This window comes from Kosakonia beeri (genome assembly GCF_054165705.1).
On record NZ_CM135106.1, the window covers coordinates 1,586,286 to 1,600,768 of the forward strand.

Sequence of the window (14,483 nt, forward strand, 5' to 3'; positions counted from 1 at the left end):
GGATCTCAGTACGTCAAATTAATGCCTGCGCTAATAGCGTAATCGGGTGTTCGCAACGTTTGCTGGTGGACATCTCAATTTGCCATTTGCAGGTTTCACAATCCGTTACCACCAGATCTGCGCCGCTGGCTTCGATTTGCGCAAATAGCGGCGCGCCAATCGCCTGGGAAGTCGGGTAATTCTCGCTCTTAAAACCGTAAGTTCCGGCAATGCCGCAGCAGCGTGAATCCAGCACGGTCAGCTCCAGACCGGGGATACGGCGTAACAGCTCCAGCGTGTAGTGTGTCCAGCCCATTTTTTCCATATGGCAGGGGGTGTGATAGACCACTTTTAACGGTGTCTCTTTCAGGCTGAGCGTGCGCCCTTCATCCAGCATGCGCCAGATCCAGCGTGTCGCCAGGTCGATATGCGACCGCAGATGGCTGTTATCAACATCCAGCAAATGCGGATACTCATCGCGAAGGGTAAATGCACAGGTTGACGAGGTGGCAATCACTGGCAAACCTTCTGAGCCAATCGCCTGTTCCAGTGACTTGACGTTGAATTGTGCCTGCTTTTTGGCCTTACTAAAAAAGCCGTTGGCGATCAGCGGAACCCCGCAGCATTTTTCCCGCTCCAGCAGTTGTACTCCAATGCCCATATTATTCAGCACTCGTAGTAGATCTTTGCCCAGTTGCGGATGGTTGTAATTCACGTAGCAGCCGTGAAAAAACGCCACCTGCTGGGGAAATGCGCGCTGTTGCCCGGCAACGCTGCGATACCAGCGGCGGAAGGTGCCGTGAGAATATTTCGGCAGAGTGCGGTGGTGATCAATTTTCAGGGCTTTGTCGAGTAACTGCCGCACTGGTTTCAGCGCCGTCGCGGTATTCACCAGTGGCGCCAGCGGCGTAGAAAGTGAGCCCATCAGATCGGTATGGCTGAGGATCGCATTACGCACCGACAGCGGTTTCTCTGCATACTGTGCTCGTGCGCGCTGAATGATATCGCCAATTTTTACCCCGGACGGGCACGCCGTTTCGCAGCGTTTGCAGTTGGTACAATATTTAAGCGCCTCGTCATATAACGCTGCGTCTTTCAGGCGTAGCCGCTCGCCATCCGGACCGGCCTGTTTCGGGCCAGGATAAGCCGGATTCACCCGGCTGACCGGGCAGACGGTTGTGCAGACGGTACATTTGATGCAGCTTTCAAACTGAGTCGAGCTCATTGTTCGCCTCCCTGATCGGTAATCTGCTGTGCCGCATGCAGCGCGGTTACCGCGCAAACGCCGCCGCCACACCCCTGGGTGATGGGATCGAACCCACCTAATACCGATCCAATGACGTATAAATTGCTTAACGCACGGCCATGACGTAACCCATTAAGCCGGGCGTTGGTCTGAACACCAAACTGATGCCACGGCTGGCAGGCAAATACATCATCGCCATACCAGTCGCTGCGGTTGTCACTTTGCAAAACGTCCAGATCAAACACCGATTCGCGTACCCGGTCACGGCTGGCAATCAGGCCATTACTGAAGAAACTGCCGCTGGCGAGCACGATATGGCGTGCGCGCAGCGGGATATCTTCGTGCTTGCGCGTCCACAGTTGCGTTACCTGATCCCCGCTGATATCGGCACGGATCACCTCATCACCGGGCATCCAGCTGCCACCGCTCTGGACAAAACGTTGTTGTAACAGGTGCTGCATACGCAGGCCGGGTACCGACGGCGGCAGGGTGGGCAGTAGACGCAGGGGGCAAGCCAGTTGCTGATTCAGTCGATCAAATACGATGCTATCCATCAGGCCAAAACAGGCGGGCAGCCAGAGCGCCTGATACTGCTCGCTGAGCGGGCGTAACGCCTGGTATAGCGGGGTGTAGTGCTCTGCTGTGTCCAGTTGACGGGCAATGTTCGCGGCCCGAAACTCGCTGGGGTTATCACGCAGGGTGTCGAGCGCAGGCAGTTCAATCTCTTCAGCATGGGCATCAATACCCCGTTTGCGCAGCGTCGCGGCAGCCAGTTGCGGCTGGAAATCAAGAAAACCGCTAATGCCGACCACACCTGTGCGCAGTGTCGTTTCGGGTTTTAACGGCACCTCTTGTGGGCTGAGCCAGGCCCGGCGAAACGTCCCCAGCGGCGTCACGCGCTGATGGGGCGTCTCCGCATCGCCCTGCAGTCGCAGGCCACAGTCTGCCAGCAGTGTTTGCGCCTGGCGGGCATAATTCAGCACGCGATTTGCCCCCAGCAGCGCATAGGGGTGTGCGGTGAAGTGCTGCTCCAGCTGTGTGATGGCGGCAGCGACATCGCTCACCGGTTGACCGTCTGGCAGGTGCGAGAGCAGATCGAGAGAACCTGAGGAGAAGCCCAGCGCGCTTTGGCCGCGGCTGACAATCGCGCAGCGTTGCCCACTTTCGCTCAGACGGATCCCGCACAGTAGCCCGGCAAGCCCGCCGCCGATAATGACCGTATCAAATCTCATCTTCTGTTTCCTTCTCCAGACCGCACAATCCCTGATAAACCCAACGGGTAAATTCGCTTTCGCGCAGTGCATCGCCCCAGGCGACAGGTTTGACACCTTTCCAGCGCTCGTTAAGAAAATCGGCCAGTTGTGTCAGGGATTCGCGCTCCGTGGTCACATGCAGGCGGTTCAACAGCCCGGCGGCACGGCAGGCACACAGTTCCCCCTGACAGGTGCCCATGCCGACGCGGGTGCGGCGACGTAAGTCGAGCAGGGAATGTACATTGAGGTTTTCTACCGCGTATTGCACTTCGCCCGCAGTGACCGCCTCGCACTCGCAGACCAGGCTGCGGTTATGCCGGGTCGTACCGAGCCAGACCGGGGTGCGATCGCCGTGGCGGTACACGGCAGAACCGCGCAACGGCGTAGGCAGAGAGATAATTTTGCGCAGTGCCTGTTCGGCGGGGTCTTTGGAGCCAGGCAGCGGAGCACTGGCGGTGGTGCAGGCGCGAGTATGATTTAGTTTGCGGCAGACCGCGTCGGTTGCCCATTCTGCCATCAAGCGGTAGGTCATCAGTTTGCCGCCAGTGATAGTGATAAAGCCTTCCAGCCCGTCGCGGGCGGCATGATCCAGCAGCACAATTCCCCGGCTGACATTGCGTCCGCTCGGGTCGTCATCGCTGGCCACCAGCGGGCGTACCCCGGCATAGGCGCGCAAAATTCGCGTCTGTCCCATCACTGGTGCCAGTTTTTCGCCTTCGCGCAACAGAATGTCGACCTCTTCTGGCGTAACGCGAACGTTATCAATATCGTTGTAATCAATATGGGTCGATGTGGTACCAATCAGCGATATGGTATCGCCAGGCACCAGAATGTCAGCATCGGCGGGTTTGCGGCAGCGGTTGATTACATGTTGGTTAATGCGGTGATCGAGAATTAATAGCGCGCCTTTTGCCGGGAACATGCGAATACGCAAATCGGCGTATTCGGCAATGCGCTGGCCCCAGATCCCGGCGGCATTTACCACCACTGGCGCATGCAGTGTTTGTGTCTCGCCGCTGGCGGCATGACGAATGTGTACGCCGCTCACCGTGTCACCATGGCGTAGCAACCCGCAGACTTCGTGGCCGGTCAGGATAGTTGCGCCATGTTCGCGTGCATCCAGCATATTGCTTGCTGTCAGGCGGAACGGATCGACAGTGCCATCCGGAACGCGCACTGCGCCTGTCAGTGCCGGATTGACGCTCGGTTCTATGCGCCGGGCCTCCTGCGGTGAAATGGCCTGTGCCGGAATGCCGGCCAGCTGACAGGCATCAATAAACTGGCGCTGCCACGCTAAGTCATCTTCAGGCAGGGTAATAAACAAGCCGTCGGTCGGCTCGATACAATGGCGGGCGATGCGTTTGAGGATGTGGTTCTCGGCGATACATTCGCGCGCCGACTCGTTGTCGGTCACGGCGTAACGCGCGCCGCTGTGCAGCAGACCGTGGTTACGGCCCGTTGCGCCGGTCGCAATGTCATGGCGTTCAAGCAGCACGGCACGCAGGCCACGCAGGGCACAGTCACGAGCGATACCGGCCCCCGTCGCGCCGCCACCAATTATGATCACATCGTAGTCACTGGAATTGCGCATGGTCGCGTCCTTTTGTTCGACGTTCTTTAACGACCATTTAGCCACACTCTTGCTGTGGTTTGTTTGATATCGCGCATATTCGAACAAAAAACGAAAGTGAAACGCGCTTTCATGCGTGTTTTTAGACTTTTGTCATATTTCTGTAACATTATGTGCGACAACTCACCCTCTCTGAATAAAACTTTCAATACAATTCGCGACGACTAACTCCTGTTATGTTCGTTTTCACTCATTGATGACAGGCATCATGAGTTCATTGCGCCATGGAGGCCGCTATGTTGAGTATTTTTAAACCCGCCCCCCATCAGTCGCGTCTGCCGGCAGAGCAGATCGATACGACCTACCGTCGTTTACGCTGGCAGATATTTCTGGGGATTTTCTTCGGCTACGCAGCCTATTACCTGGTGCGTAAAAACTTTGCGCTGGCCATGCCGTATCTGGTTGAGCAGGGGTTTTCACGCGGGGATTTAGGCTTTGCCTTGTCCGGTATTTCCATTGCTTATGGTTTTTCCAAATTTATTATGGGTTCTGTTTCTGACCGCTCGAACCCACGCGTGTTTCTGCCTGCCGGGCTGATTCTGGCGGCCGCGGTGATGTTGTTTATGGGGTTTGTGCCCTGGGCGACATCGAGCATTATGGTGATGTTTGTGCTGCTTTTCTTGTGCGGCTGGTTCCAGGGGATGGGCTGGCCGCCGTGTGGGCGCACCATGGTGCACTGGTGGTCGCAGAAAGAGCGCGGTGGGATTGTGTCGGTATGGAACTGCGCGCATAACGTCGGCGGCGGTGTGCCGCCCCTGTTGTTCCTGCTGGGTATGGCATGGTTCAACGACTGGCATGCCGCGCTGTATATGCCTGCCTTTGCCGCGATTGTGGTTGCGATTTTTGCCTTCGCATTAATGCGCGATACGCCGCAGTCTTGCGGTTTGCCGGCGATTGAAGAATACAAGAATGACTACCCGGATGATTATACCGAAACGCACGAACAGGAACTGACAGCAAAGCAGATCTTCATGCAGTACATCCTGCCTAACAAGCTGCTGTGGTATATCGCGGTAGCCAATGTGTTTGTCTATCTGCTGCGTTACGGCATCCTCGACTGGTCGCCAACCTACCTGAAAGAAGTGAAGCATTTCGCGCTGGATAAATCCTCCTGGGCGTACTTCTTTTATGAATATGCGGGTATTCCCGGCACGCTGATCTGTGGCTGGATGTCAGATAAGGTCTTCCGGGGGAATCGAGGTGCCACCGGGGTGTTCTTTATGACCCTGGTGACCATTGCGACAATCGTTTACTGGCTTAACCCGCCGGGAAATCCGACCCTCGATATGATCTGTATGATTGTTATTGGTTTCCTGATTTATGGCCCGGTGATGCTGATCGGTTTGCATGCGCTGGAGCTGGCGCCGAAAAAAGCGGCGGGGACAGCAGCAGGCTTTACGGGTCTGTTTGGTTACCTTGGCGGTTCGGTCGCGGCCAGCGCCATTGTTGGCTATACCGTCGATTACTTCGGCTGGGATGGCGGCTTTATGGTGATGATTGGCGGTAGCATTCTGGCGGTATTGTTGCTGATTGTGGTGATGATCGGCGAGAAGCGCCATCATGCCGAGCTGCTTGCGCGTCGCTCATAACAGGAAGCTGAGATGAAAACGACATTTACCCGTCTTTCCACCGGCCTGCTGCTGGCCGGTCTGTTTGCCAGCCAGGCGCCGGCCGCAGAAAAAATTGTTATCGCGCACCGTGGAGCCAGCGGTTACTTACCGGAACATACGCTACCGGCAAAAGCGATGGCCTATGCGCAGGGTGCGGATTATCTCGAGCAGGATCTGGTGATGACCAAAGACGATCACCTGGTAGTGTTACATGATCACTACCTCGATCGCGTCACCGATGTAGCCACGCGTTTTCCGGTTCGTGCCCGTAAAGATGGCCGTTACTACGCCATTGATTTTACGCTGGACGAGATCCGCTCGCTGAAATTCACCGAGGGGTTTGAACTGGAAAACGGCAAAAAAGTGCAGGTTTTTCCGGGGCGCTTCCCGATGGGCAAATCCGATTTTCGTATTCATACTTTTGAAGAAGAGATCGAATTTGTACAGGGGTTGAATCACTCGACCGGTAAAAACATAGGTATCTATCCGGAAATTAAAGCGCCATGGTTCCATCATCAGGAAGGCAAAGACATTGCGAGGAAAACGCTGGAAGTGCTGAAGAAGTACGGCTACACCCGCAAGGATGACAAGGTCTATCTGCAATGCTTTGACGCAAATGAACTGAAGCGTATTAAGCACACGCTGGAGCCGGAGATGGGGATGGATCTCAATCTGGTGCAGTTAATTGCTTATACCGACTGGAATGAAACGCAGGAACAGCAGCCGGACGGTAAATGGGTAAACTACAGCTACGACTGGATGTTTAAACCCGGTGCGATGAAACAGATTGCGCAATATGCGGATGGCATCGGACCGGACTACCCTATGCTGGTGGCGGAGGGCTCCACGGTCGGGCACGTTAAGCTGACGGCAATGGTCAAAGAGGCGCATGCCAGCCATCTTCAGGTGCATCCGTTTACCGTGCGGGCGGATAAGCTCCCCGATTACACCCAAAATGTGGATCAGCTTTATCAGGTGTTGTACAACCAGGCGGGCGTCGATGGATTGTTTACCGATTTCCCGGATAAAGCCGTGCAGTTTCTTCACCGGCAACCATAAATAAAAAAGGCCTGAAAAGGCCTTTTTACGTTGTCTCTGTGCAGGCCTGCCGCGCAGCATTGACCGGCAGGTTTGTGCTGACCCGATTTACATCTCGATTTCGATGTCGCCTTTTGCCCGGCAGCAGCAGGGCAAAATTTCCCCTTCGTTGATAAAGGCCAGCGGTTCGGCGATCCAGTCTACCTGGCCTGTTACCAGACGGCAGCGACAGGAACCGCAGTAACCTTCGCGGCACTGATATTCAACTTCTACCTGCTGTGACTCCAGCGCCACCAGCAGGGAAGGGTGTTCATCCCGGCACAGCACCTCAGTGCCGGAAAGACGTAGCGTTATGCGGCTCATCAGAGCTGGAAGTTGCTCAGATCGTCGGTATCCACTTCAGAGTCAATCTGACCGACCAGGTAAGAACTGACTTCCACTTCCTGCGGCGCGACCTGCACGTTATCGGACACCAGCCAGGTGTTGATCCACGGGATTGGGTTTGAACGCGTCTGGAAGGGTAAATCCAGGCCGACGGCCTGCATGCGGATATTGGTGATGTACTCCACGTACTGGCAAAGAATATCTTTGTTCAGGCCGATCATCGAACCGCCCTGGAACAGGTATTCCGCCCACTCTTTTTCCTGCAGTGCCGCCTGCACAAACAGGTCATAACACTCCTGTTTACACTCTTCAGCAATCTCTGCCATTTCCGGATCGTCCACGCCAGAGCGCAGCAGGTTGAGCATATGCTGCGTCCCGGTGAGATGCAGGGCCTCATCACGCGCAATCAGGCGAATGATTTTGGCATTTCCCTCCATCAGTTCGCGCTCGGCGAAAGCGAAGGAGCAGGCAAAGCTGACATAGAAGCGAATCGCTTCCAGCGCATTGACACTCATCAGGCACAGGTAGAGTTTCTTCTTCAGCTCGCGCAGGCTTACGGCGATGGTTTTGCCGTTCACGCTGTGGGTGCCTTCGCCCAGCAGATGCCAGTAGCTGGTCATTTCGATCAGATCATCATAGAAGTGCGAAATACCTTCCGCGCGTTTGAGGATCTGCTCGTTGGTCACGATATCGTCAAACACCACCGCCGGATCGTTAACGATATTACGGATGATGTGGGTGTAGGAGCGGGAGTGGATCGTCTCAGAGAAGGCCCACGTCTCAACCCAGGTTTCCAGTTCCGGAATCGAAATCAGCGGCAGCAGCGCGACGTTCGGGCTGCGGCCCTGAATGGAGTCCAGCAGCGTCTGGTACTTCAGGTTGCTGATAAAAATGTGTTTTTCGTGTTCCGGCAGCGCCTGGAAGTCGATGCGATCGCGGGAAACGTCAACTTCTTCCGGACGCCAGAAGAAGGAGAGTTGCTTTTCAATCAGCTTTTCGAAGATGTCATATTTTTGCTGATCGTAGCGCGCCACGTTAACCGGCTGGCCAAAGAACATCGGTTCCAGCAGCTGATTGTTTTTCGTCTGTGAAAAAGTGGTGTATGCCATTGAATGTGAGTCCTGTCTTGCGAAAGAAAAGGGCGGGTTTCCCCGCCCCTTCGTTAGATCTTACATGCGCCGCTTTCGCAGCCATCGTCCTGGATAGAAGGCACCAGGTCATCCTGTGCGTCTTCTGCGCCATCGCGAGTGTTTTGATAATACAGCGTCTTCACACCAAATTTGTAGGCGGTGAGCAAGTCTTTCAGCAATTGTTGCATCGGCACTTTGCCCGACGGGAAACGCGACGGATCGTAGTTGGTGTTGGCCGAAATCGACTGGTCGATAAACTTCTGCATAATCCCAACCAGTTGCAGATAGCCGTCATTGTTCGGCATTTCCCACAGCAGTTCGTAGGCATTGCTCAGTTTTTCGTAATCCGGTACCACCTGACGCAGGATGCCATCTTTCGAGGCTTTAATACTCACGTGGCCGCGCGGCGGTTCGATACCGTTAGTGGCATTGGAGATCTGCGACGAGGTTTCCGACGGCATCAGCGCAGAGAGTGTGGAGTTGCGCAGACCGTGCGTTTTAATGGACTCACGCAGCGTTTCCCAGTCGTAATGCAGCGGTTCGTTGGTAATACCGTCGAGATCCTTTTTATACGTATCGATCGGCAGAATACCCTGCGAGTAAGTGGTTTCGTTGAACCACGGGCAAGCGCCTTGTTCTTTCGCCAGTTCGTTAGAGGCTTTCAGCAGCCAGTACTGAATGGCTTCGAACGTCTGGTGCGTCAGGTTATTCGCGCTACCGTCAGAGTAACGTTTACCGTTTTTCGCCAGCCAGTAAGCAAAGTTGATGACACCAATACCCAGTGTACGGCGGCCCATTGCCCCGCGTTTTGCAGCCAGGATCGGGTAATCCTGGTAATCAAGCAGGGCGTCCAGCGCGCGAACGGCCAACGTTGCCAGCTCTTCCAGTTCGTCGAGATTCTGAATCGCGCCGAGGTTAAAAGCAGACAGCGTACAGAGCGCAATCTCGCCGTTCTCGTCGTTCACATCGTCCAGCGGTTTGGTCGGCAGGGCGATTTCCAGACACAGGTTAGACTGACGCACAGGTGCAACCACCGGATCGAACGGGCTGTGCGTGTTGCAGTGATCCACGTTCTGGATGTAGATACGGCCGGTAGACGCACGTTCCTGCATCATCAGTGAAAACAGCTCAACGGCTTTAATGCGCTGTTTACGGATGCTGTCATCTTTTTCATATTGGGTGTACAGGCGCTCAAACTCATCCTGATCGGCAAAGAAGGCGTCGTACAAACCCGGGACGTCAGACGGGCTAAACAGGGTGATGTCTTCGCCTTTCAGCAAACGGGTGTACATCAGTTTGTTGATCTGCACGCCGTAGTCCATGTGACGCACGCGGTTGCCTTCAACGCCACGGTTGTTTTTCAGTACCAGCAGGCTTTCGACTTCCAGGTGCCACATCGGGTAGAACAGCGTCGCCGCACCGCCACGCACGCCACCCTGAGAGCAGGATTTCACGGCGGTCTGGAAGTGTTTGTAAAACGGAATGCAACCGGTGTGGAAGGCTTCGCCACCCCGGATCGGGCTCCCCAGCGCACGAATGCGACCCGCGTTGATGCCGATACCGGCGCGCTGAGAAACGTATTTCACGATCGCGCTGGAGGTCGCATTAATGGAGTCCAGGCTGTCGCCGCACTCGATCAACACGCAGGAGCTGAACTGACGGGTTGGGGTACGCACGCCGGACATGATCGGCGTCGGCAGTGAAATTTTGAACGTCGAAACCGCATCATAAAAGCGTTTTACATAGTCCAGACGGGTTTCGCGCGGATAGTTGGAGAACAGGCACGCCGCAACCAGAATATACAAGAACTGCGCGCTCTCGTAGATCTCGCCGGTAACGCGGTTCTGAACCAGATATTTACCTTCCAGTTGCTTCACTGCGGCGTAAGAAAAGTTCATGTCGCGCCAGTGGTCGATAAAACCGTCCATCTGCTTGAACTCTTCTTCCGTGTAGTCTTCCAGCAGATGATGATCGTATTTGCCCAGTTCAACCATTTTGGTGACGTGATCGAACAGTGCCGGTGGTTCGAACTGACCGTAGGCTTTTTTACGCAGGTGGAAAATCGCCAGGCGCGCCGCCAGGTACTGGTAATCCGGCGCCTCGCGGGAGATCAGATCTGCCGCTGCTTTGATAATCGTTTCGTGGATATCGGAGGTTTTGATCCCGTCATAGAACTGAATATGTGAACGCAATTCAACCTGCGAGATAGATACGTTATTCAGCCCCTCTGCCGCCCAATCCAGTACTCGATGAATTTTGTCGAGATTGATGCGCTCTGTGCCACCATCACGCTTTGTCACCAGCAGACTCTGATTCATGTGCTTACCTGTCCGTGAAATAAAAGTATCCCCCCATTTATCCACAGTCGGTCGCTGTGACTAACTCTGTGGATAAATACTATATGTAGGGGGTTTGCGATAAGAGAAACGCTATATGGTGAGTATTCTAGTAAGGATTCTTTTCAGTACAAGAGTTGATTTTGAGGTTAAATTGAGGTTGCGAAAGGGTAATAATCGCTAAGTCCACGTATTGTAAGGCCTGGCGGGGATGTCAATATTTCGCAAAAAAAAATGAATTTTTGATCGAGTGCTGATTTCTTCATCGGCGACGAGGATTGCGCAGTTTGATGCTGCGCAATCTTTATAACTTTAACTGATGACCTTAGTCGTTTTTTGCCTTTGTATGTAACATATAATTAACATCAACACCTGGCCCTAAGGTAAATTTATTCAGCAGCGGATTATAATGTAACCCGGTAATATGACGTTCCTGTAACACAGTACCGTCGACCCAGGTTAACAACTCGGCTGGCTTGATAAATTTTTTCACATCATGCGTGCCTTTTGGCACCATCCGTAGCACATATTCCGCACCGACAACCGCCATCAGCCAGGCTTTGCCGTTACGGTTAATGGTCGAAAAGAAGACATGGCCGCCAGGTTTCACGAGCTGCGCGCAGGCTTTGACCACGGATTGCGGATCGGGTACGTGCTCGAGCATTTCCATACAGGTCACCACATCATACTGCTGTGCATGCCTGGCGGCATGTTCTTCGACGGTTTCTTGCACATAGTCAACTTCAATGCCGGATTCCAGCGCATGCAGACGGGCGACCTGCAAAGGTTCAAAGCCCATATCCAGCCCGGTAACGTTGGCACCTTCGCGCGCCATGCTTTCCGCCAGAATGCCGCCGCCACAGCCAACATCCAGCACGGTTTTACCGAACAGACCGCCTGCGTGTTCTGCAATGTAGCCCAGGCGCAGCGGGTTAATGCGGTGCAACGGTTTAAACTCGCCTTCTTTATCCCACCAGCGTGAAGCGACGGCTTCAAATTTGGCGATTTCAGCATGATCGACGTTCTGGCCGGCCGGCGATTTTTCGGCATTCATGTGCGCAATGACTCCTCTCTTAATAAGACTGTGGAGTATATCAGGCCAACGGGATGAATAAACCTTTGACGGGGTGTTATAGGTTTACCTGTCTCAAAGCGGTTGTGTTATAATTTGCGACCTTTGAATCCGGGATACAGTAGAGGGATAGCGGTTAGATGAGCGACCTTGCGAGAGAAATTACACCGGTTAACATCGAGGAAGAGCTGAAAAGCTCCTATCTGGACTATGCGATGTCGGTCATTGTAGGCCGTGCGCTTCCGGACGTCCGAGATGGCTTAAAACCGGTTCACCGTCGCGTACTTTACGCCATGAACGTATTGGGCAATGACTGGAATAAAGCCTACAAAAAATCTGCCCGTGTCGTTGGTGACGTAATCGGTAAATACCATCCCCATGGTGATTCCGCGGTGTATGACACCATTGTGCGCATGGCGCAGCCGTTCTCGCTGCGTTATATGCTGGTTGATGGTCAGGGTAACTTCGGTTCCATTGATGGTGACTCCGCGGCAGCGATGCGTTATACGGAAATCCGCCTGGCGAAGATCGCCCATGAATTAATGGCCGATCTGGAAAAAGAAACGGTGGATTACGTCGATAACTACGACGGCACCGAAAAAATTCCTGATGTGATGCCAACCAAGATCCCGAACCTGCTGGTCAACGGCTCTTCGGGGATTGCGGTCGGTATGGCGACCAACATTCCGCCGCATAACCTGACGGAAGTGATTAACGGTTGCCTGGCCTATATCGACAACGAAGACATCAGCGTCGAAGGGCTGATGGAACACATTCCTGGGCCGGACTTCCCGACTGCCGCCATTATTAATGGCCGCCGTGGTATTGAAGAGGCCTATCGCACCGGTCGCGGCAAAATCTATATTCGCGCGCGCGCGGAAGTGGAAGCCGATGCGAAAACCGGGCGTGAGACAATCATTGTTCACGAGATCCCGTATCAGGTGAACAAAGCGCGTCTGATCGAAAAGATCGCCGAGCTGGTTAAAGACAAGCGTGTTGAAGGCATTAGCGCGCTGCGCGACGAGTCTGACAAAGACGGCATGCGCATTGTGATTGAAGTGAAACGCGACGCGGTGGGTGAAGTGGTTCTCAATAACCTCTATTCCCAGACGCAACTGCAGGTTTCTTTTGGTATCAACATGGTTGCTTTGCACCATGGTCAGCCGAAGATCATGACGCTGAAAGAGATCCTTGCCGCGTTTGTTCGTCACCGTCGTGAAGTGGTGACGCGCCGTACCATTTTTGAACTGCGTAAAGCACGTGATCGTGCGCATATCCTTGAAGCGCTGGCGGTTGCGCTGGCGAATATCGACCCGATCATTGAACTGATTCGTCGTGCACCTACGCCGGCAGAAGCAAAAGCAGGCCTGGTCGCACAGCCATGGGATCTGGGCAATGTGGCGTCAATGCTGGAACGTGCGGGCGATGACGCTGCGCGTCCGGAGTGGCTGGAGCCGGAGTTCGGTATCCGCGAGGGTAAATACTATCTGACCGAACAGCAGGCACAGGCGATCCTGGATCTGCGTTTGCAAAAACTGACCGGTCTTGAGCATGAAAAACTGCTCGAAGAGTACAAAGAGCTGCTGACCCAGATCGCTGAACTGCTGCACATCCTCGGCAGCGCTGAGCGTCTGATGGAAGTGATCCGCGAAGAGCTTGAGCTGGTTCGCGAACAGTTTGGCGATGAGCGTCGCACCGAAATCACCGCCAACAGCGCCGATATTAACATTGAAGACCTGATTAACCAGGAAGACGTAGTAGTAACGCTGTCTCATCAGGGCTATGTGAAATATCAGCCGCTGACCGATTACGAAGCCCAGCGCCGTGGCGGTAAGGGTAAATCGGCTGCGCGTATTAAAGAAGAAGACTTTATTGATCGCCTGCTGGTGGCCAATACCCATGACACCATCCTCTGCTTCTCCAGCCGTGGTCGTCTGTACTGGATGAAGGTGTATCAGCTGCCGGAAGCAAGCCGTGGCGCACGTGGTCGTCCGATTGTGAACCTGCTGCCGCTTGAGCCGAATGAACGTATTACGGCTATTCTGCCGGTTCGTGAATACGAAGAGGGCGTAAACGTCTTTATGGCGACCGCCAGCGGTACCGTGAAGAAAACCGCACTGACCGAATTCAGCCGTCCGCGTTCTGCTGGCATCATTGCCGTGAACCTGAACGAAGGCGATGAGCTGATTGGCGTGGATCTCACCTCGGGTAACGACGAAGTGATGCTGTTCTCTGCCGCCGGTAAAGTGGTGCGCTTTAAAGACAGTGCCGTTCGCGCAATGGGGCGTACTGCCACCGGCGTGCGTGGTATCAGGCTGGCAGAAAACGACAGCGTGGTATCGCTGATTGTTCCGCGTGGCGAAGGCGCAATCCTGACGGTGACGCAGAACGGTTACGGTAAACGTACGGCAGAAACCGAGTATCCGACCAAGTCTCGTGGTACGCAGGGCGTGATTTCCATCAAGGTCACCGAGCGTAACGGCTCTGTGGTCGGGGCGGTGCAGGTTGCCGATAGCGACCAGATCATGATGATCACCGATGCCGGTACGCTGGTGCGTACACGCGTGTCAGAAATCAGCGTAGTGGGGCGTAATACCCAGGGCGTGATTCTGATCCGTACCGCGGAAGACGAAAACGTGGTGGGGCTGCAGCGTGTGGCCGAGCCGGTGGACGACGAAGAGCTTGACTCTATCGACGGGAGTGTCGCAGAAGGGGACGATGATATCGCACCGGAAGCGGAAACCGACGATGACGTGGCCGACGACGCCGACGAATAATGCGTTACAAAGGGCCGGTTTTCGGCCC

General features: G+C 54.5%; 10 protein-coding genes. 3 read left to right on the top strand and 7 right to left on the bottom strand.

Going from position 1 to position 14,483, the window contains the following annotated elements; all coding sequences use genetic code 11:
* Positions 1 to 13 precede the first annotated feature (13 nt).
* From glpC to glpA, 3 genes are read right to left on the bottom strand one after another with little or no spacing between them, the layout of a single operon-like run.
* Positions 14 to 1,204, bottom strand: coding sequence for an anaerobic glycerol-3-phosphate dehydrogenase subunit GlpC (glpC, locus tag ACUY4S_RS07665; RefSeq protein WP_312688034.1), 1,191 nt, complete (start codon positions 1,202 to 1,204; stop codon positions 14 to 16).
* Positions 1,201 to 2,457, bottom strand: coding sequence for a glycerol-3-phosphate dehydrogenase subunit GlpB (glpB, locus tag ACUY4S_RS07670; RefSeq protein WP_458022900.1), 1,257 nt, complete (start codon positions 2,455 to 2,457; stop codon positions 1,201 to 1,203). Before glpB ends, glpC begins: the two co-directional genes overlap by 4 nt.
* Positions 2,447 to 4,069: an anaerobic glycerol-3-phosphate dehydrogenase subunit A gene (gene glpA, locus ACUY4S_RS07675; protein WP_312688028.1), complete on the bottom strand. Its 1,623-nt coding sequence runs from the start codon at positions 4,067 to 4,069 to the stop codon at positions 2,447 to 2,449. The genes glpB and glpA overlap by 11 nt, the downstream gene beginning before the upstream one ends.
* Positions 4,070 to 4,344: 275 nt before the next feature.
* On the opposite strand from glpA, the gene glpT reads away from it, so the two are divergent.
* Both glpT and glpQ read left to right on the top strand, forming a co-directional pair.
* On the top strand, positions 4,345 to 5,697 hold the full coding sequence (gene glpT / locus ACUY4S_RS07680) for a glycerol-3-phosphate transporter (protein WP_458022899.1): 1,353 nt from the start codon (positions 4,345 to 4,347) through the stop codon (positions 5,695 to 5,697).
* A gap of 12 nt (positions 5,698 to 5,709) precedes the next feature.
* Complete coding sequence (gene glpQ, locus ACUY4S_RS07685; protein ID WP_458022898.1) at positions 5,710 to 6,777, top strand: glycerophosphodiester phosphodiesterase; 1,068 nt, start codon at positions 5,710 to 5,712, stop codon at positions 6,775 to 6,777.
* 87 nt (positions 6,778 to 6,864) lie between these two features.
* Here glpQ and yfaE read toward each other — a convergent pair whose 3' ends face one another.
* The 4 genes from yfaE to ubiG form a co-directional block, all read right to left on the bottom strand.
* A complete protein-coding gene (gene yfaE / locus ACUY4S_RS07690) occupies positions 6,865 to 7,119 on the bottom strand; it encodes a class I ribonucleotide reductase maintenance protein YfaE (RefSeq protein WP_312688021.1) in 255 nt (84 codons plus the stop codon).
* Complete coding sequence (gene nrdB, locus ACUY4S_RS07695; protein WP_458022897.1) at positions 7,119 to 8,249, bottom strand: class Ia ribonucleoside-diphosphate reductase subunit beta; 1,131 nt, start codon at positions 8,247 to 8,249, stop codon at positions 7,119 to 7,121. Before nrdB ends, yfaE begins: the two co-directional genes overlap by 1 nt.
* A 53-nt stretch (positions 8,250 to 8,302) precedes the next feature.
* Entirely contained in the window at positions 8,303 to 10,588 is a 2,286-nt protein-coding gene (gene nrdA / locus ACUY4S_RS07700) for a class 1a ribonucleoside-diphosphate reductase subunit alpha (protein WP_458022896.1), read from the bottom strand.
* A gap of 343 nt (positions 10,589 to 10,931) precedes the next feature.
* On the bottom strand, positions 10,932 to 11,660 hold the full coding sequence (ubiG, locus tag ACUY4S_RS07705) for a bifunctional 2-polyprenyl-6-hydroxyphenol methylase/3-demethylubiquinol 3-O-methyltransferase UbiG (RefSeq protein WP_458022895.1): 729 nt from the start codon (positions 11,658 to 11,660) through the stop codon (positions 10,932 to 10,934).
* Positions 11,661 to 11,818: 158 nt separating this feature from the next.
* Here ubiG and gyrA point away from each other — a divergent pair, with 158 nt between their 5' ends.
* Positions 11,819 to 14,455, top strand: a complete 2,637-nt coding sequence (gene gyrA / locus ACUY4S_RS07710) for a DNA topoisomerase (ATP-hydrolyzing) subunit A (RefSeq protein ID WP_312688010.1) — start codon at positions 11,819 to 11,821, stop codon at positions 14,453 to 14,455.
* Positions 14,456 to 14,483 lie beyond the last annotated feature (28 nt).

Excerpts from the sequence above, each read along its gene's own strand:
- glpC (WP_312688034.1), bottom strand. The coding sequence starts at position 1,204 with ATGAGCTCGACTCAGTTTGAAAGCTGCATCAAATGTACCGTCTGCACA.
- glpB (WP_458022900.1), bottom strand. The coding sequence starts at position 2,457 with ATGAGATTTGATACGGTCATTATCGGCGGCGGGCTTGCCGGGCTACTG.
- glpA (WP_312688028.1), bottom strand. The coding sequence starts at position 4,069 with ATGCGCAATTCCAGTGACTACGATGTGATCATAATTGGTGGCGGCGCG.
- glpT (WP_458022899.1), top strand. The coding sequence starts at position 4,345 with ATGTTGAGTATTTTTAAACCCGCCCCCCATCAGTCGCGTCTGCCGGCA.
- glpQ (WP_458022898.1), top strand. The coding sequence starts at position 5,710 with ATGAAAACGACATTTACCCGTCTTTCCACCGGCCTGCTGCTGGCCGGT.
- yfaE (WP_312688021.1), bottom strand. The coding sequence starts at position 7,119 with ATGAGCCGCATAACGCTACGTCTTTCCGGCACTGAGGTGCTGTGCCGG.
- nrdB (WP_458022897.1), bottom strand. The coding sequence starts at position 8,249 with ATGGCATACACCACTTTTTCACAGACGAAAAACAATCAGCTGCTGGAA.
- nrdA (WP_458022896.1), bottom strand. The coding sequence starts at position 10,588 with ATGAATCAGAGTCTGCTGGTGACAAAGCGTGATGGTGGCACAGAGCGC.
- ubiG (WP_458022895.1), bottom strand. The coding sequence starts at position 11,660 with ATGAATGCCGAAAAATCGCCGGCCGGCCAGAACGTCGATCATGCTGAA.
- gyrA (WP_312688010.1), top strand. The coding sequence starts at position 11,819 with ATGAGCGACCTTGCGAGAGAAATTACACCGGTTAACATCGAGGAAGAG.